8 protein-coding genes are annotated in these 18,130 nt (G+C 36.9%); 5 read left to right on the top strand and 3 right to left on the bottom strand.

Annotation, left to right across the window (positions count from 1 at the left end; genetic code table 11):
- Positions 1-280: 280 nt before the first annotated feature.
- Positions 281-3,142 (bottom strand): PVC-type heme-binding CxxCH protein, encoded by a 2,862-nt coding sequence (locus ACSBFT_RS08945; protein WP_489604339.1) that lies wholly within the window; start codon positions 3,140-3,142, stop codon positions 281-283.
- A 523-nt stretch (positions 3,143-3,665) separates the two neighbouring features.
- On the opposite strand from ACSBFT_RS08945, the gene ACSBFT_RS08940 reads away from it, so the two are divergent.
- The 5 genes from ACSBFT_RS08940 to ACSBFT_RS08920 are packed head-to-tail and all read left to right on the top strand — an operon-like array spanning position 3,666 to position 8,537.
- Positions 3,666-4,061 carry a sugar 3,4-ketoisomerase gene (locus tag ACSBFT_RS08940; protein ID WP_463046895.1) on the top strand — a complete coding sequence of 132 codons (396 nt, stop codon included), beginning with the start codon at positions 3,666-3,668 and terminating at the stop codon, positions 4,059-4,061.
- 53 nt (positions 4,062-4,114) lie between these two features.
- The gene (locus ACSBFT_RS08935) at positions 4,115-5,203 is read left to right on the top strand and encodes a DegT/DnrJ/EryC1/StrS family aminotransferase (RefSeq protein ID WP_463046896.1); all 1,089 of its coding nucleotides are present in this window, start codon (positions 4,115-4,117) and stop codon (positions 5,201-5,203) included.
- A 5-nt stretch (positions 5,204-5,208) separates the two neighbouring features.
- On the top strand, positions 5,209-6,105 hold the full coding sequence (locus ACSBFT_RS08930) for a glycosyltransferase family 2 protein (RefSeq protein WP_463046897.1): 897 nt from the start codon (positions 5,209-5,211) through the stop codon (positions 6,103-6,105).
- A 1-nt stretch (position 6,106) separates the two neighbouring features.
- The gene (locus tag ACSBFT_RS08925) at positions 6,107-6,874 is read left to right on the top strand and encodes a class I SAM-dependent methyltransferase (RefSeq protein WP_489604338.1); all 768 of its coding nucleotides are present in this window, start codon (positions 6,107-6,109) and stop codon (positions 6,872-6,874) included.
- Between the two features lie 19 nt (positions 6,875-6,893).
- Positions 6,894-8,537 carry a hypothetical protein gene (locus ACSBFT_RS08920; RefSeq protein WP_489604337.1) on the top strand — a complete coding sequence of 548 codons (1,644 nt, stop codon included), beginning with the start codon at positions 6,894-6,896 and terminating at the stop codon, positions 8,535-8,537.
- A 94-nt stretch (positions 8,538-8,631) separates the two neighbouring features.
- Here ACSBFT_RS08920 and ACSBFT_RS08915 read toward each other — a convergent pair whose 3' ends face one another.
- Together ACSBFT_RS08915 and ACSBFT_RS08910 are read right to left on the bottom strand one after the other, a co-directional pair.
- A complete protein-coding gene (locus ACSBFT_RS08915; protein ID WP_489604336.1) occupies positions 8,632-9,267 on the bottom strand; it encodes a 3-keto-disaccharide hydrolase in 636 nt (211 codons plus the stop codon).
- A gap of 391 nt (positions 9,268-9,658) precedes the next feature.
- Complete coding sequence (locus ACSBFT_RS08910) at positions 9,659-18,118, bottom strand: choice-of-anchor Q domain-containing protein (RefSeq protein ID WP_489604335.1); 8,460 nt, start codon at positions 18,116-18,118, stop codon at positions 9,659-9,661.
- Positions 18,119-18,130 lie beyond the last annotated feature (12 nt).

Here is an 18,130-nt window from a genome sequence, read left to right as displayed (position 1 = left end):
TGAAAAAAATGAGACCTTATAAATTGGCTTTAAGGGATAATGAAATTTGTTTATAAAAGCGTTTTTATTCGCTCGCTTTCCAGCGGGGAGGCTTGCCGCCAGCGTTCATTTTTTTTCAAAAAAACGAACCAAAAAAAGTTACCCGGCAGCGGCCGACCGTCTGTAAACTCACACCTACAAAACTCTAACAAAGTAAGGGCGGAAAATCATTTGTCTAAAGAGTTTTGTACGTGCTCAGACAGTACAGGCGGAAATAAGGTAATCATTCTTTATGTTCATCTTAACTAGAAAATAGTAATTCGGCGTTACTTTTTCCCTTAATTAGCTCTTTAATCAACATCATTTCTTCATGATGCTCATGAGAACCAGATTTTGACCATTTTTCGCTTAGGTTTTTGAGGGCTTGTTTTGATGCTAGGGTATTAATAGCTCCAACACGTTGAATCATGTAATTTAGTATCTTAGGTACTTTGGACTTTTCGGCAAGAGCTAAGGCTTTGCTAGCATCTAATTCTGCTAAAGGTTCTGTAGCGTACCAATACATGAGTGGTAAATTTTGGTCCTCGGCGTCTTCTGTTTTTTGAACCAGAGTTTCCATCACTTTCCATCTTTGGCTTGGGTCTAGTCTTAGCATTCCTGATGTCAAATAAAGTCTGACCAAAGGAGATTTATCTTTTCTAGCCATGGTTTCAAAAAGTTCTAAAGTGGTTTTTGAAACCGTTTTTTCTTCTGTCAATAATTGAATAGCCCAACTTCTAAGGTTTTCATCTTTGTGCGTAAGCAGTGCATTTAACTCTTTTTCTGAAATGCCATTGGTCACATAAAGTGTCCATAAGGCTCTGAGTTTTTTTGCAGTATCTGGATTAGTTTTAAGCATGTTTTTTAATGCTTTATAAACCTCAGGACTTCCGCCACGCTCTTGCAAAATGGTGCGGGCCGTTCTTACATACCACTCGTTTTCGTGTAATTGATAGTTGACCAATTCCATGTCTGTGGCTTTTGACAAGTCCACTTGCACCCATTGGTCGCCTTCATAAGTTATTTTGAAAATTCGACCTAAACTTTTGTCGTGTACATCAGGGTTTGGGCTGTGACATTGATTTTGGTCATACCAGTCAATGGCCCAGACAGAGCCGCTGGCGTCGTATTTAAAATTGAGCCACTGAGACCAAGAATCGTTCATGGCCATAAAGTCTTTTTGATGCGAAGCCACATATCCAGAGCCTTTTCTGGTGAGCTCGTCCACATTCATTATAGCTCCATTAATGTTATTCATGAAGATGTTATTATGATATTTTTCTGGCCAATTGCTTCCACCAAGATATATCATAGCACCAGAGTGAGCGTGTCCTCCGCCAGCCGCTGCCGACCTAAAATTACCCGCATGTGGCCCTCTGTTTCCTAAATAATGAACATGGTCGCCAATGGTCTTGATGTCGTCATAAGTAAATGGGTTAAAGTGCTGGCCGCCTTGGCGATGATACCTGGCACCTTGTATGACATGAAACATGTGCGGAATCACACAAACGGTAATAAAAGGATGTCCGTAATTATTGAAATCCAAGCCCCAAGGGTTGCTGGTGCCGTGGGCAAATACCTCAAATTCATGACGAGTGGGATGATATCGCCAAACCCCGCCGTTTATTTTGACGCGTTCGGCATCTGGTATGTTTGGTTTTCCTACATTTGAGTGGGTAAACAAGCCATGTGTGCCATATAGCCAGCCATCTGGTCCCCATCTAAAGCTGTTTAGTACTTCGTGTGTGTCTTGCGTTCCCCATCCGTCTAGTAATACTTGTGGTGACCCTGCAGGTTTGTCAGTTTCAAAGTTTACAGGTACAAAAAGGAAATTAGGAGCAGCTCCTAACCAAAGTCCACCCATGCCTATTTCGATGCCACTAACCAAGTTTAGTCCTTCCATAAAGACCTTCTTTTTGTCCAAAGTGCCGTCTCCATTGGTATCTTCTAAAATCAATATTCGGTCTTTGCCTTCTCCTTCTGGTGCGGGAGTAGGGTAGGTGTGGCCTTCTACCACCCAAAGCCTGCCTTTAGGGTCAATGGTAAAACAGATAGGTCTGATGATTTCTGGTTCAGCTGCCGCCAAAGTAATAGTAAAACCCTCAGGAGGAGTCATAGCCTTAGTGGCTTCCATACCAGATAAACCCGAATTTAAAATGAGGTCTAGCGGTGGCATTATGATGATATCCTCTTTGTTAAGTTCGTTAGTGAAGTTTGGGCGTTCTGGATAAAAAAGGAAATTATCAAAGTTTATGTGAGCCCATTTATCTTTACCAATATAAGCGATTGGCGATACGCCAGTTTCATTATCAATGATTCGGATAAACATTTCTTCTCTGAAATATGACCGTAAATCCACCACTACAGGTTGTAAATTTGAGCGACCTTGACCAGTTGAACTGAAAACTATCTCGTTATTATCTTTCAAAACCAGTTCTACACGGGTATCTGCTAAAGCACCTCCAGAAATACTAAAAGCGGCATAAGGTGCGGTAACTGTAAAAGAAGTTGAGGTCAAAGTGCCCTTAAGGTCATGATGTAATGTGCCGCCACTGCTCAAGAAATATTTGCCTTCACCTCCGATACTCATGTCTTTGTCATGAACTGGAGAAGGATTTTGTAAGAAAACGGGGTTTATAAACGCATCTCCTTCTGCCGTCCAATCTTGTAGTGTCCCTGTTTCAAAGTTTAGGTTTAGCAGTCTGCCATCTTTGGTAGGCAGACTTCCTATAATTTTCGGAAGGTTTAAATCGCCTTCTACTACTTCAAATTTGCCCAGCATCCCCGCAGCCCTATGACCTGGCACGGTACAGTAATAGATGTCGCTCTCTACAGCCGTGAAAGTGATGCTGGTCCTACTTCCTTTTTCGTTTAAGGTGTTACTTTTTATGTCGCGTTTTTCCATGGCGATGTCGTGCGTCATGGTTTCGGTGTTTGTAATTGTGATTTTTACTACATCGCCTTTATTGGCTTTTAAAGTCGGGTTTCGAGTGCCGTCTTTAGAGAAGAAGCCTAGCATGGATGCTTCTAGAGTATATTCTCGGTCTATTTTTTCTTGGGCAAATGTTATTTGGCTTATAAGCAGGAATGACAATCCGAGTATCAGAATTTTCTTTTTTAGCATTTTTATCGGGTTGAAGCTTTTTGTCAATTAAAGATAATGGAAATGTTTTGATAGTGTTGGACAATTGCTTTACTCTGTTTCTAAATGTTTTATTGAAAACTTTTTCTTGTCAGAGAGGTCGTCATTCTACTAGAGCCGTCTGTCCGTTCAAAAAAACGAATCGTAGAGGAACTCCTTCAAGAAAAACAATTCACGCAAACTTAGAGATCTAAAATGCCTTAAGAACAGCTATTTATAATTCATTCAGTCTATTTGCACGTTAGCTGCATGGGAACAGTCGATTGTGATATAGAGGATGAATATTTTTTTGACACAAAATCTCATATTCATATCAACTTTTTATTTCTAAGGATTGAAGGTTAAATTAAATGTTAGCCATCTAGCAAATTGAATACAAGCGATGTTCAGAGAAATTATCTTAAGATTGTCTGGAAAAATAGGTAATGTTTTTTTTTTTGGTTTGTTTTATCACCCAATAGCCCTATTTAAAAAACTAAAAGTGCAATACTTGCCAAAATAAGTCATGGCCAAACTATTCGAAATTAATGAATTTTCTACTGGGAATGGTAACTTATCAGTACTTGAAAAGATTTTAACTGGCTCCATAAAAAGAGTTTATTATATTAAAAATGTTGATAATAAAGCAATTCGAGGAGGGCATAGGCATAAAAAAACAAGTCAGTTATTAGTAGCTATAAAAGGATCATGTGAGGTTTACTGCGATAATGGCAAAAACCAAAATTATTTTCTGCTAGAAAACAATAAACATGGATTGCTTTTATACCCGGAAGATTGGCATCAGATGAAAAATTTTACGGAAGATTGCATTTTGCTGGTTTTGGCAAACGAATATTATAATATTGAGGATTACATTGACGAGCCCTATGAGTTTTCTTTCGTTGATGAAATGTTTAAATAAGCTAATCAGCTTAAGCCTTGTTTTTAAGATTACGAATATTAATAATAGCTTAAATGACCATTCCTTTTCTAGATTTAAGCTTAATTAATCAGCCATACCTCGCTGAAATTAATGATAAAATTCAAGATGTTGTAAATTCGGGTTGGTATATTTTGGGTAAAGAGCTTATTGGTTTTGAAGAATCTTTTGCTCAGTATTGTAACTCAAAATATGCTATTGGTGTGGGCAATGGATTGGATGCAATTGAACTAATTTTGATGGCGTCTAATCTTCCAAATAACTCGGAAGTGATTGTTCCAGCCAATACTTACTTTGCCACAATTTTGGCTATTGTAAATGCTGGATTAATACCAGTTTTAGTAGAGCCCGATCCATACACCTATTTAATAGATGTCCATAAAATAGAGGCCGAAATAACGCCAAAAACAAGTGCAATATTTGCAGTGGAATTATACGGAAAATGTCCTGATTATGTCATTCTTAGAAATCTCTGCAATAAGTTTGGATTAAAATTATTCTCGGATAATGCACAATCGCATGGAGCAACTTTTAAGAATAGAAAATCTGCTACATTTTCTGATGCTTCTGCATATAGTTTTTATCCTACCAAGAACCTTGGTGCACTGGGTGATGCCGGGTGTGTTATTACTAATGATAAGGCACTTAATGATCAAATAAGAAAATTAAGAAACTACGGGTCAGATAAAAAGTATTCGTTTCAGCTCTTAGGAAGAAATAGCAGATTGGATGAAATACAAGCAGGAGTTTTAAATTTGAAACTAATGTATTTGGAGGAGATTACAACTAAAAGACGATTGATTGCGAAAAGGTATCTGTTAGAAATTAATAACAAAAAAATAAGCTTACCCAAAAGCGATACTATAGATGAAGACTCTTGGCATTTGTTTATTGTTACTTGTAGTCGTAGAGATGAATTGAAAACTTATTTATCTAATTGTGGGATTGGTACGGAAATTCACTACCCAATTCCCCCGAACAAACAAATGGCTTTAACTTTTTTATCAAACTTGTCACTTCCAATTACTGAAAAGTTACATAAAGAAACCTTAAGTATTCCGCTCAATCAAAGCCTTACAGATGCTCAGATTGACTATATTATTATGTCGGTGAATTTATTTTAATTCTTATGAAAGAACTTTCAGTTGTAATTCCCATTTATAATAGTGCATTAAGATTGGAGTCCTTGATTTCAGTTCTGGAACATGAGTTAAAAGACCTTGATTACGATATTGTTTTGGTGAATGATGGAAGTAAAGACAATTCAGAGACCGTTTGCTTAAATCTTGCAAAAAATAGACCTAGGATTAATGCTTTATCGCTTTCCAAGAATTTTGGCGAGTTCAATGCGGTTATGTGCGGGCTTAATTATGCAAAAGGCAAATTTGTTGTCATCATTGATGATGATTTTCAAAATCCACCCTCTGAAATTCTAAGGCTTATTGAATGTGCAAAAAACGAAGATCATGATGTGGTTTACAGCTATTATCCTGAAAAAAAACATTCATTTTTCCGAAAGTTAGGAAGTGTTATTGTAAATTATTGTGCTACATATTTACTCAAAAAACCTAAGGATTTATATTTATCTAGTTTCAAGCTTTTAAGTCAAGAAATGGTGAAAGAAATTATAAAATTTAAAACTCCTTACCCTTACTTAGATGGCATTATTTTCTTTTTAACAGATAGAATCGGTAAACAAGAAGTCATTCATAATGCAAGAGAAGACGGCCAATCTGGATACACTATTCGCAAATTAGTATCCTTAGTCTTTACCGTATTTTTTGGATATTCTCTTTTGCCTTTACGACTCATTATGAGCTTAGGAGTTTTGTCAATTTTCCTTTCTATATGCTATATGCTTCTTTATTTTTTAAGTGTTATTCCAGAATGGGGCTCACCTGTAATTATTTTTTTCTGCGGGGTAATTTTATGTTCCTTGGCTTTGGTAGGCGAATATGTTGGTAAAACATATATGTTGCTAAAAGGGAATCCACAGTATTTGGTCAGGAAAAAAATCATAAAATAGTATGCTTATTAACAGAAGCGAATACCAAAAAATGTTTGAAACTGAACAAACGCTATGGTGGTATAAAACACTTCACAATAAAGTATTAAGAGCCATTCAAGATGAATTTCCTAAGGACAAAAGCATCTCAATTTTAGATGCCGGGTGCGGAACCGGTGGCATGTTGGAAGTACTCAAATTGGAAGGATATACTAATATTCAAGGTTTTGATTTTTCAGAAGATGCCGTGGAGTTTTGTGGTTTAAGGGATATAACTGTAAATAAAAGAAATATCCTTGAATTGAAAGAGGACAAAGATTTAGGCCAATTTGATGTGGTCATATGCAATGATGTCTTGTATCAATTTGAAGATACGAGTTTTGAAACTGCTTTCAATGGTTTAATGTCTAAGGTGCTTAATGAAGGGGTGTTAATTGCTAATAACCAAGCCTTTGAAGTTTTAAGTGGGATACATGACATCGCAGTAGGTGCTAAAAGAAGATTTGTTTGGAATGATTTTAATCTATTAATATGCAAAATGGAAAAGGTACCCCAAATTAAGCAAAGCATTTATTGGAGTTTATTTCTTTCGCCTTTAATATTTTTTATACGTGCATTTCAGCGATTTAAATTGCGTTTTTTGAAAGTCGATTTTGAAAACATCCAATCAGACGTGGAAGTACCAGCTCCAATTCTTAATAAATTATTATACTATATTTCAGACTGGGAAGACCGATTTATCCCATCAACTATCTTCGGAAGTTCCTTGTTTATAGTTTTGAAAAAATGATTTATATAAAAACATTTAAATGAATTTAATATATTTTCAAATTTTCTTTTTTATAGGATTAATCTATTTTTCTTTCTTTTCTAAAGGTTTTGGAAAATGGAAATACGATCGGGCTTTTATATCTTTTGCACTATTATTATTTATTTCTTTCAAAATAGTATTTCTGTTTTACAACAGGCCTCTTAATGAAGACGAAGCCATTAATTTAAGTGAAGTTTTGGGGATTTTTAAACTTGACCCCGTCTTATGGCGAAGTATCGATTTTTTTACATTGGGTCCAATTCAAGTATTATCTTTTGCTATACCATCTGTTCTAGGATTTGAAACAGATTTTGCAAGCTCAAGAGTCGTTTGGATAATTTATTCGATCTTAATTCTTGCCTTTTTAATAGCAGCTTTCACTAATATTTTCAATAAAAAAATTGCCGCACTTTCATCTATTTACTTAATAGTTTTCTTTTCTGTAGCCCCTACGATTGAGATTAATCATTTTTATAATGAAGTTACCGGAATACTTTTTTTATCTATTGGTTTTTTCTTGTTATCGTTAAGTTATTCAACAGATTATAAGATAAATAGCTATTTACAAGCTCTTTTTTATTTCTTAATGGGATTGGTTCCATATACTAAGCTACAAGTGGTGCCAATTGCCTTAATTTTGGTGTTTTTTAGTTTCTATCTCTACCTCTTCAAAAATGAGAAGTTTTCATATAAAAAACTTCTATGGTTTTCCTTCTGGGGAATTTTGCCATCGATTATACTCCTGGTATATCTCTGGTATTATGATCAAATAAATAATTTCTTTCAGTTTTATATAGTGACTAATTTTTCCTACGGAAAACCAGCTTCTATTTGGAAAAACATTTATTTTTCCTTCTTATCTAGATCCAGCACTGGTGCTATAATGGGGTATTATTTCAAATACATCTTTGGAGTGATAGTGCTTATTAATACGGGTAAAGTTGTTTATAAACGAAGAATTACTGAATTAGAAATTTTCTTTTTTCTCATAACGATGGCTTCGGTTTATGCGGTCTCAAAACCAGGGATGGCTAATGGACATTACTATTCTATATTAATACTTCCTTTTATTTTTGGTATTGCTTTACTGTTTAATGGGCTCGATAAGAATGTTTTAAAAACAGCTAACTATATCTATTGCTTTCTAATTTGCTCCGTATTTTATTTCTTCATACAAATTTGGTATACATTCGAAACGACTAAACAAAATTCGGAAAACATAGACTTTAAATATCAGCCTATATATAAAAGTGAACTTTCAAAAAGATTAATATACATTGGAAATAAAAGCCCTGAAACCCCCAAGATGGTTGTATTTGGATGGCGACCACGGCTGCATGTAGAAACAGGTTTTTATCAAGCTGTCCATCAAAATGTTCCTGAAAGGTTATTTGGTAACCAAACGCAAGATGCCACAGTTTTTAGTGAGAATATATATTATTTAGATTTAGTAAGAAATAGACCTGAATTTTTCTTGGTTGAAAATAATAGGAGAGAAAGCTATTATGATTACACCTTAACGGCCATGGCCAAATTAAAAAATGTCTACCCTTATTTTAAGCAAAATTATATTTATGTAGAAAGCTTAGAAGAATATGATATTTTTTTAAGAAAAGATCTGGAAAATTGGATTGAAAAATAGCGGTATAATTGCCATTTTCCAGGCGATATTTTCAAGATTTTATATGACGTCATTTGGTCTCAAGAAACATAAGAATTCTGTGTGATTCACTTAATCATAATGCTTCAATAGAAATATCCTTAAATGCGGCCTCGGCTTTAGCTCCTCCATGAATCTGTAAACCTATTAAGCCTGACTGCGGAATGCTTTCGTCTTCTTCGGCGTAATCTATGGATTGGTGACCATTGATGTATAGTCTGATTCTTTTGCCTTCTGCTTTTATCTCGTAGTCGTTCCAGTCGTTTAATTTTATCCAAGTGAGCACTTCGATAGAATCTGGAGCTATGAGTGTTACATTCCTTCTAGATTCGTCGTAGAGGCCGGCCCAATATTTGTCACCCCAGTCTGCCTGATAGCCAGTCATTTCATAGGCTGGCTCTTTTAGTCTTTCGCTTCTAAACTGAATTCCTGAGTTGACGAAGCCTTCGCTTCCAGTAAGTTTTATTTTAAGCTTTAGGTGGAAATTGTCATACGCCTTTGTGGTACACAAAAAGTCATTATGAGGAACGGTTTCATTTAGGCTGCCACCAATAATTATCCCGTCTTCTATTCGCCAAGTGTTCAATGTGTCGCCTTCCCAACCATTAAACGTTTCACCATCAAAAAGTGAGACACTGCTTTCTGTTGATTGATTTTGACAAGAAATGGTCAATAAAGAAATGAAAAGTAGGCAGTAGAAAATTGACTTCATTGAGGCTTTACGTTTTGGGTTAGTTCAATAGAACCATACATTTAGCTAAAATATTTTCAGCGTCCACATACGGAAGGGTAGGTAAATTTAGCGAATTATACCTTTCAATTGGGAAGTTTTGAAGGAAAATAAGGACTAGCATAGCTAGTCCTATCAGTCTATTTATTGCCGTTTACTATTACATTTTTTAAATGAAACATCATTGATAATACTTTTGTCTTTTGCAGTATTCTAATCATGTCCTCTAGAAAGCTGGTGGAAAATAGGGAGATGGATTTTGACAGCTTGTGAAAGAGCAAAAACATCTACCCATCTTTTTAATATTTGAGATAAGTAGATGCTTTACTTTAGTAAAACTAAGTTTGATTTGGAGCTCAGGAAAGAGTTATTGTTACTTTACCTTCTCTTTTGGAACGCTTGATTCAATTACTGAGCTTGTACTAAGTACTTGACAAGGATTTATAATCTTAGCTGAGAAAACTGCTCCTGCCTCTACCTCAAATCCAGGGTTAAGTATGATGGCATTTCCTGCTCGATATTCTGCTTTTCCATTTGGTGCTAAAATATCATTGAGTCCCAAAATGTAGCCAACTGCCTGTGTTACACCATCATCAGTGATGATAGGAGAATGATATACGATGGATTGTGCCTCTGCGGAAACGCCTATACTAATGCTAGCAACTGCCGATGTGTCTGCCACGATATCGCACGAAGAGCTACCTGAGACTACACAGCGGTATTGATAATTATTGACAGCAGCAGATGGGAAGTTTAAACTCAAGTTTGCCGAAGTAGCTCCTTGATAAACCCCTCCATCTGTCAGGTTTGTAAAACCAGAACCGCTGTTTACTTGCCAACGATAAGTAAGCCCTTCACCTGCTGCCTGAATACTGAAGTTTGCGTTATTGCCCACACATATTTGCTGATTGACTGGATTTTGAGTGACATGAGCTACAGGAATTACATTTAAGGTTTTAGGAACTGTTTGGCAATAGTCGTTTATTAAACAGCGGTACTCGTAATTATTCCAGCTGGCAGGTGCATTATTGATGAGTAGGAGGGAGTCGTTTACAAGGTATCTGCCCCCTGTATTTATATCAATCCAAACGCCTAATTCTGCCTTTCTTTGCCATTGATAATTCAGAACTCCTGGTGTTAATTTAACTGCTTGAGCAATGAATTGGGCTGTACCAAATTCACAAACGGTTTGACCCATGGGTTGAGCTAAAATCGTGACATCGGTATTGATAGTGATGGTGGCTGGGTCTGATGGAATTTGGAAACAAGGGGTATAAACCAAACATCTAAAAGCTTTGCCACTTTTTGCATAATTAAAATTACTGATGATGAGTTTTTTGCTGTTTTGACCAAAATATTCTGTACCACTCACATTCACAAAACCACTGCCATTGTCAATTTGCCATTGGAATGAAATTCCAGCACCATTGACATCCACTTCCAAAATGGCCTCATTATTTGGGCAAATAATTTGACTTACAGGTTGCAAACTTATAAATGGTGTTGCATCCACCTTTAGTGTGAAGGTATCAGAAATAATGGTTTTGCAACCATTAGAAATCATAGCTCGGTATTGGTAACCGTCCAATGAAACCGATGAAGGATTAATAGACAGGCTATCATTTGTTACATGGCTATATGGTGTTGATTCCGTTAAGTCTGCGAATGTACCACCTGTGCTAAGCTGCCATTGGTAGGTGAAAGTACTACTGCTTATTCCTGAACTTAATTTTAGGCTTCCGTTCTCGCAAGCATAGATATTGTTAAATTCGGCGGCTATTGGGTTTCTGAAAACCAATTGTTTTTCTTGAAATTCGTAGGCTCCTACATCAATTCTATCTTCAAATACACGCACGTTTCCGTCCAAATCTAAAAGGCCTAAAGCAAGCCCCATAGTGTCTAATTTTCCGGTATTTATAGCTGGTGAGCAGGGTTGGAGCCTTAAATTTCCTTCTGTGGATGGTGCGGTTGGTACATTTTGAACAAAGAGTGGGTCTAAGTTATTTCCGTCGGTAATGTTATGTCCACCATCTGGGTCAAAAACTAAATTTCCACCATTATCTGTAAAGGTGCCGTCATATATATACACATCATTTCCAAAAAGGTCATCAGCATCATTCTTGGAGACAATGGTATTAGTTAAACTAGTAGTTCCGCCGTTCATGAAAATACCTCCTCCTTCCGCCCAAGTTGCGGAGGGGTCTTCTCGGTTAACTGCCTGGTTTCCTGTAATAGTAGAATTATAAATGGTAAGTGTACCTAATCTATTATTTATTCCTCCGCCATAAGATGACGTAGAATTAGTGCTTCCTACTAAATTACCACTTATAAGGCTGTTTTTAATTATTAGCTCTCCCAAAACATTATAAATGCCTCCGCCATAAGCTAACGAACCAGATAAGGCTTCAGATCTGTTTCCACTGATTTTACAATTAACTATTGAGAGGAAAGCAGGCGTTCCATTATTAGAAATCCCTCCGCCCCAACAAGATGCGGCTGACGCGACGTGGTTATTCAAAATTGCAACACTCGTAAGGTATAAACTCCCAGAATTATAAATACCTCCACCTTTATTCGTTCCACCGCCATTTTGGATGCTTAGCTTTTGAATGTAAACCGCTTTTCCCAAACCAATTTCAAAAACCCTGTCATTCGCCTGCCCATCTATTATTGTATTTTGTCTCCCATTTCCGAGAAACACTAAATCTTTGTCTATTAATATCTGACCAGTAGTAAGTTTGATGGTATCTCCATCAATTATATTATCAAAACGTATGGTATCTCCTGCGACAGCATTTTCTACTGCTAACCGTAGCGAACCGCAGCCATTGTCATTAGTATTGATTACCAATAAAGGTTCAAAAACAGGTACTGACTGAAGCTCAAAAGCTCCGATGTCTATTCTATTATTATAGACTCTGGTGTTTCCGGCAATATCTACCAAACCTAAGTTAAGACCTGTGGTGTCTGCCGTACCAGAATTAACAGCCTCTGAACAAAACTGTAGTCTAAAGTCTCCTAAGTTTGACGGGGCCGAAGAAACATTTTCTACAAAAAACGGATTCACATTAAGTGTGTTTGTTAGCGTATGATTTCCAACAATCTCATTGATTAGATTATACTCCCCTGAAAATACACTCGGATTATTATTTATGATATAAATGTCATTCCCGCTGGTGAAACTTTTATTTTGGGCAACTATACTATTACGTAAATCTACATTTGCATTATAAAAAACGGCTATTCCTCCGCCAGTACTGGCCTCATTACCACTAATAGTGCTATTGTATATTTTGACATCGGATTCATATATGTATATTGCTCCACCAGAACCATTGCCAGAACCATTGCCAGACTTGTTGCCAGAAATGATTGAATTAGTGATTTCAGTCTGGCAGTTTTTTATCAGTATGGCTCCACCATATCCTATATAAGCCTGATTTTCGATGCTGTTACCTCTTACGTGTACTGATTTTAATATAAGACTACCCGCTGTGCTATAAATGGCACCACCGCTACCTTGTGTTGTGGCAGGAACAGCATTATTTGTTAATGCCACTTCTATTAAACTCAAGTGTCCACTATTATAAATACCTCCACCCTTGGACTGGTTCCCAACTATTTTAGCCTTCCCATTTTGAATAAGTAGGCCTGCAATTAATACATTTTTGGTGGACGTTATCTCAAAAACCCTGTCATTGGCTTGCCCATCAATAATGGTGTTTTCCATCCCGTTACCCAGAATGACAAGATTTTTGTTTATTAAAATCTGCCCAGAGGTCAATTTTATGGAATCCATGTCAATTACATTATCAAAACGGATGGTATCACCCGGGCTGGCGTTTGCTACTACATACCGTAGTGAACCGCAGCCATCATCCTTCGTATTGTAAACTAACAGAGGGTTTGGAAGTATGCTTTGATACTCATAGGCTCCTATATCTAATCTGTTTTCAAAAACCCGTGGATTACCTGCCAAATCTTTGTTCCCAAGATTAAGGCCAATAGTATCTGCTAAAGCTGCATTTATGGCAGGTGAGCAGGCTTGTAGACGTAAATCACCTAAAATAGTAGAACTCGTAGTGGTTGTAGATGGCACATTTGATACAAACTCTGCACTTAATGGTGCACTAGTTGTTCCTACTAAATTACCATTTACTCCATTTTGTACTCCATTTCCTTCATCACTACCTATCAGGCTGTAAGCACTTGTTAAGCCAGATACATTAAATGTAGATATGTCTGGACCGAAATCAGAATAATTACCCGCAACAATGCTATTCTTTAAGTTAAAACCATTAGCAGCATAAATTCCGCCACCCTCTTGTGCTCTATTTCCACTTATTACGCAACTTTCAATTGAAACATTAGAATTTTGTAAATGAAGTCCCCCGCCAATTAAACCTGAAGAAGAACCACCACCTATATATGCAATATTCCCTGTTATTGAAGATTGTTTTAATACTAGGCTTCCCCTAAAGTGGAAAACCCCACCACCCGTGATGTCAGTTTTATTCCCTGAAATTGTGCTTCTTAAGACTTGCAGATTTCCCGTATTTAATATACCGCCGCCAGATACATTCGCTTGACAATTAATAATTTTAGAATTTCTAAAAACCAGATTACCGTAATTAATAATTCCACCACCAGACTCCCCGTGTGCTATTCCGTTTTGAATCCTGATACCTTCCATGATGACACTTTTAGCGGTTTTAATTCTAAAAATATTACTATTTATTTGTCCGTCAATAATTGTACTGCTTATATCGTTTCCAATTATGACCAAATTTTTATCAATCAAAATGTGCCCAGTAGTAAGCTTAATAGTATCGCCATCGATGGTAGGGGAGAAACGAATAGTGTCGCCAGAGAAGGCATTTTCTACAGCAAATCTTAGCGAGCCACAGCCATTGTCATTTGTGGTAGAAACTAACAATGGGTTATAATCTAGGTTGATATATTCATAAGCTCCCATATCTAGGAAGCATCCAATTAGTCTATCAGAGCCAATTAAATCTTCATTTATACCATCGGGGATAGCTGTATTTAGCCCCGCATCAATTGCTACTGAAATTGCCTGCAAACCAAAATTATTGTCCGCATTTATAAATAAAGGGTTTTGATTAAGGTTTCCAGTGCCCGTATATCCGTTTTCAATAATAGAATAGGAAACATTAAGTCCACTTGTAGGATAAATATCAGAGGCTGAAGTATTGAGATTGTTCCAAAAAATAGAATTTGTAATGGTGGGCGAAGTACCATCTACATAAACAGCGTCTCCTAAAGTCCCATTATTTTTACTAAAAGTGCTGTTCACAAAGGCCATATTGCTGTTTGAGCTATGAATAGCTCCGCCATTGGTACCAGCTGTGTTATTGACAAAAAGACAATTGGTAAATGAGCAAGAATTATTGGAGCCAGCTACTCCACCACCATCCGTTAAAGCAGCATTATTTTTAAAAATGCAATTGATAATCTTGGAGCGACTGGCACTGCTTAAAAATATTCCCGCTCCGCTAACAGCCGAATTAGATTCGACGGTACAATTTTGAATAATAGCCTTAGAGTTTAGTCCTAATATTCCGCCACCACTGGTAATAATTGCGGCGGTTTGTGCATTTCCATTCTTAACAATGAAGCCGTCTAAAATAGCGGTTTGGAGTATGTTTTCACTTTTAACTACATGGTAACTATTGTCTGAATTATCGTTTATAGTACCCAAATCACCACTTAATATGGTAGGATAGTTTGTGATATTTCTTTGAGAAAGGGCAGTTTCAGTACCTTCAAAACCTCCATAAATAGCCAAGTTGTTTTTGAGTTCGAAAGAAATGGCTTGGTCGGAACCTGAGGTAGGATAATAGGTTCCTTTGGCCACCCAAACTTGATAGTTAGCACAGTCTGACTGAAAAGTTTCTAAGACGGATTGAATATTTGAATATGCATTTATCCATGAGGTTCCATCTGCTAATCCACCCACTACAGCCGAGTCTACATAAATAATATTTTGAGCATTAAAATTTGTAAAACTTAAGGTCGCATTTGACTGTGCATGCAAGTAATTTGAGATATTCTCTACTGCACTACTTGAAATGTTAATATTCCTTTTGCTAGCATCAAATTCGGTACGGTTTGGTGCAACAGCCGGAAAACCATCCACCACTACGGCATTACTATAGACAGACTTAGGATTCTCTTCAGATGTTAAAAATCCTCCTGTATGATTAGATGGGTATGTGCCACCAGTATTAAAAACGGCATGAATTTGTGTAATGCCATTTGTTTGGTCTTCATCATCATCTTGATATACATGGTAACGCGTACCGATATCTAAAAAATCAAAGACATTTCCACTACCAATTATAGTAGCTGTACCGCATTCAGGGAGGTCAGAAGTATTGTTACAATTTACAGTTAAAGGCCCATTCAAGCCACCAGTAATAGTTAATACAGTTCCTTTAAGAATACAAGTATTAGGGGTAACCAGTTTGTATTTTCCGCCGCTTTCAAAAGTAAGGCTACTCTTGTCAAACTGATTTCTTAAAAAGTAGAATGTTGAATTGGCCGGAATATTATCCATAGCCACCAAAGACATGCTGGCGGGGCTTAAGTGATTAATGCCTATGATGGCTAGTTTTGACGTGGCATTATTAGTATCATCATTCAAAATATTTACACTTGCATTTCCAGGAGAACCACCGTCGTAAGCAATACCTGAAGTAATGCTTATTAAAATATTTTCGGTTTTTTCTAAGATGTCATCAGCTTCTGGATTTATGGTTAATTGTGCTGAAGAGGCTCCATTGGGAATGGTAATGCTGCCCACTGATGTAGTATAAGAATTGGCACCAGAAACGGTATAATCTGAAGGAAATGTGGCAGTACCTGCTACTGAAAAGTTTATTGTAATATGAGAAGTGGCCGTCTCATCTAAACTAAATGTATAAACAGATGTTTCTGAATCTTCTAAAATGGAAGCAGAAGAAATTGTTACTGTAGCTTTTGGATTTGCAGAGCCTTCGCTAACAATAATATTATTAAAGGGCACAGGAGATAAATCTTGCATTGCTTCTGCATACAACCAATTTGCTGGATTTTCAAAACCGGCTTGGTCTACCGTAGTGGCTGGTCTTAAAGTAGGTTTGTATTCTAACCTTTGCGGTGAAGTATTGGGAAATCCATCTACCAAAACCGACCCAGGGTATAGTGTTGATAGGTCTAAGGAAGCTGGCATATTTCCACCAAAATTGGGTGATGAATATGTGAAAATCTGACTATGTATAGCCGTAATGCCATTATATGGATTGTCATCTGTATCAGTATGAGCTCTGAAAAAGCCTTCATATTGAGAAATATAAAAGTTCTTTGAAGGGCTTAATTTTATTACTGTTCCAGCCGATGTAGCAGAACCATTTCTAGTTACTGTAAATGTATTGTGAGCGGTTTTTTTAACCACAATCACATCACCACGTGCTATGCCTCCTGTAGGAACTGTCCATTTTAATTCTGACGGGTAGGTGGAAACATTGGAAAAGAGTAGCGTACTTTTGTTAAAGGGATTGCTAGAGAATACATACGAAGCTCCCGCCGATAAACCTTTTAAGGCTGTAAAAGAGAATTCGCTAACACCATCTTCATTGTCTGTATAATGTCTGGTGCCTGTAATGGCAACATCAGGTACCACTGTTAATACATCATCATTCTTAATAATAGAGCTTGCTACACTTGGACTACCAGCCGTATATTCTGAGCCAGAAGTAATGCTCAGTTGAAGTGTTTCATCAGGTTCTAAAACAAAATCTCCTGTGGGATTTATGACTATGCTTTTTGACGTGGTTCCAGACGAAATAGTTACGGTGCCAGATGTGGAGTTCATTGAGGTAGCTCCTGTTTGGGTATAGTCTGTACCGAAATTTGCAATGCCGTTTGCTAAACTTCCATTTACTGAAAAATTGACAACTAAATTACTTGTGGGTGCTACATCTACTTCAAATGTATATGTGAAATTACTGGAGCTGTTTTCATTTAACTGGCTTAAATTTCGGGTAAGTGTAACAACAGGTTTTGAGCCTACAAGATTAAAGTTTGTAAATTTGGTGGTGGATAAATCTTGGTCACTGCCAAACATAACATAGTTGCTAGAGTTTTCTAAATCTACTTTTGTTACATCTGTTCTGTCTAAAACGGAGGTTTTATATTCTACTCTATTTAGTCCGTCATCATATGGCGAAACAGTATAATTTTGTTGAGGGAAATTATGTACCACTATAGCATTTGCAAAATCTGGGCTAGGGTTTTCTGAGGCGGGCATAGGGCCACCACTTAGGTTAGTGCTTGTTAAAGTTCCCGCGAAAAAAGCACCATGAATCTCCGTAACACCATCAGCAGGGTCTTCATTATTATCAGTATAAACGTATATAGACTCTCCAAATTTGCCTAAAGAGTAGGAGCCACTACTTCCAACATGTACCGCTGTAACAGCACCAGAACTAGGAGTAACAGATGCTGTAAAAACATTACTGGAACTCGGTGCTGATTCTTTGAAATAGATAACACTTCCCTTTGGAATAGCAGTTGTAACCGTAATTTTCACTACAGACTCTTTTATTGGACTGCCACCACCGTCTGATTCATAGACAAACTTGTCCGATGTATTATCATAATTATTATCTGTAAAATAGTAAACCTCTCCTATAGCCAAATCATCTAAGGCTAGAATTGAAACACCATCTTCAGTGCTATTTAAGTGTTTTGCCCCGATAATGGCCACTTTTTGGGCATTAGCGGTATAAAAAATTATGCTTAAAAGTAAACTCAGTATTACTTTTTTCATTTTAAGAATTAT

The organism is Arcticibacterium sp. SM2516, from assembly GCF_057914865.1.
This window is presented reverse-complemented; position numbering and strand designations above follow the sequence as displayed.

What these genes read in the sequence shown, in the direction of transcription:
- ACSBFT_RS08945 (WP_489604339.1), bottom strand. Translation starts at nt 3,142, where the DNA reads ATGCTAAAAAAGAAAATTCTGATACTCGGATTGTCATTCCTGCTTATA.
- ACSBFT_RS08940 (WP_463046895.1), top strand. Translation starts at nt 3,666, where the DNA reads ATGGCCAAACTATTCGAAATTAATGAATTTTCTACTGGGAATGGTAAC.
- ACSBFT_RS08935 (WP_463046896.1), top strand. Translation starts at nt 4,115, where the DNA reads ATGACCATTCCTTTTCTAGATTTAAGCTTAATTAATCAGCCATACCTC.
- ACSBFT_RS08930 (WP_463046897.1), top strand. Translation starts at nt 5,209, where the DNA reads ATGAAAGAACTTTCAGTTGTAATTCCCATTTATAATAGTGCATTAAGA.
- ACSBFT_RS08925 (WP_489604338.1), top strand. Translation starts at nt 6,107, where the DNA reads ATGCTTATTAACAGAAGCGAATACCAAAAAATGTTTGAAACTGAACAA.
- ACSBFT_RS08920 (WP_489604337.1), top strand. Translation starts at nt 6,894, where the DNA reads ATGAATTTAATATATTTTCAAATTTTCTTTTTTATAGGATTAATCTAT.
- ACSBFT_RS08915 (WP_489604336.1), bottom strand. Translation starts at nt 9,267, where the DNA reads ATGAAGTCAATTTTCTACTGCCTACTTTTCATTTCTTTATTGACCATT.
- ACSBFT_RS08910 (WP_489604335.1), bottom strand. Translation starts at nt 18,118, where the DNA reads ATGAAAAAAGTAATACTGAGTTTACTTTTAAGCATAATTTTTTATACC.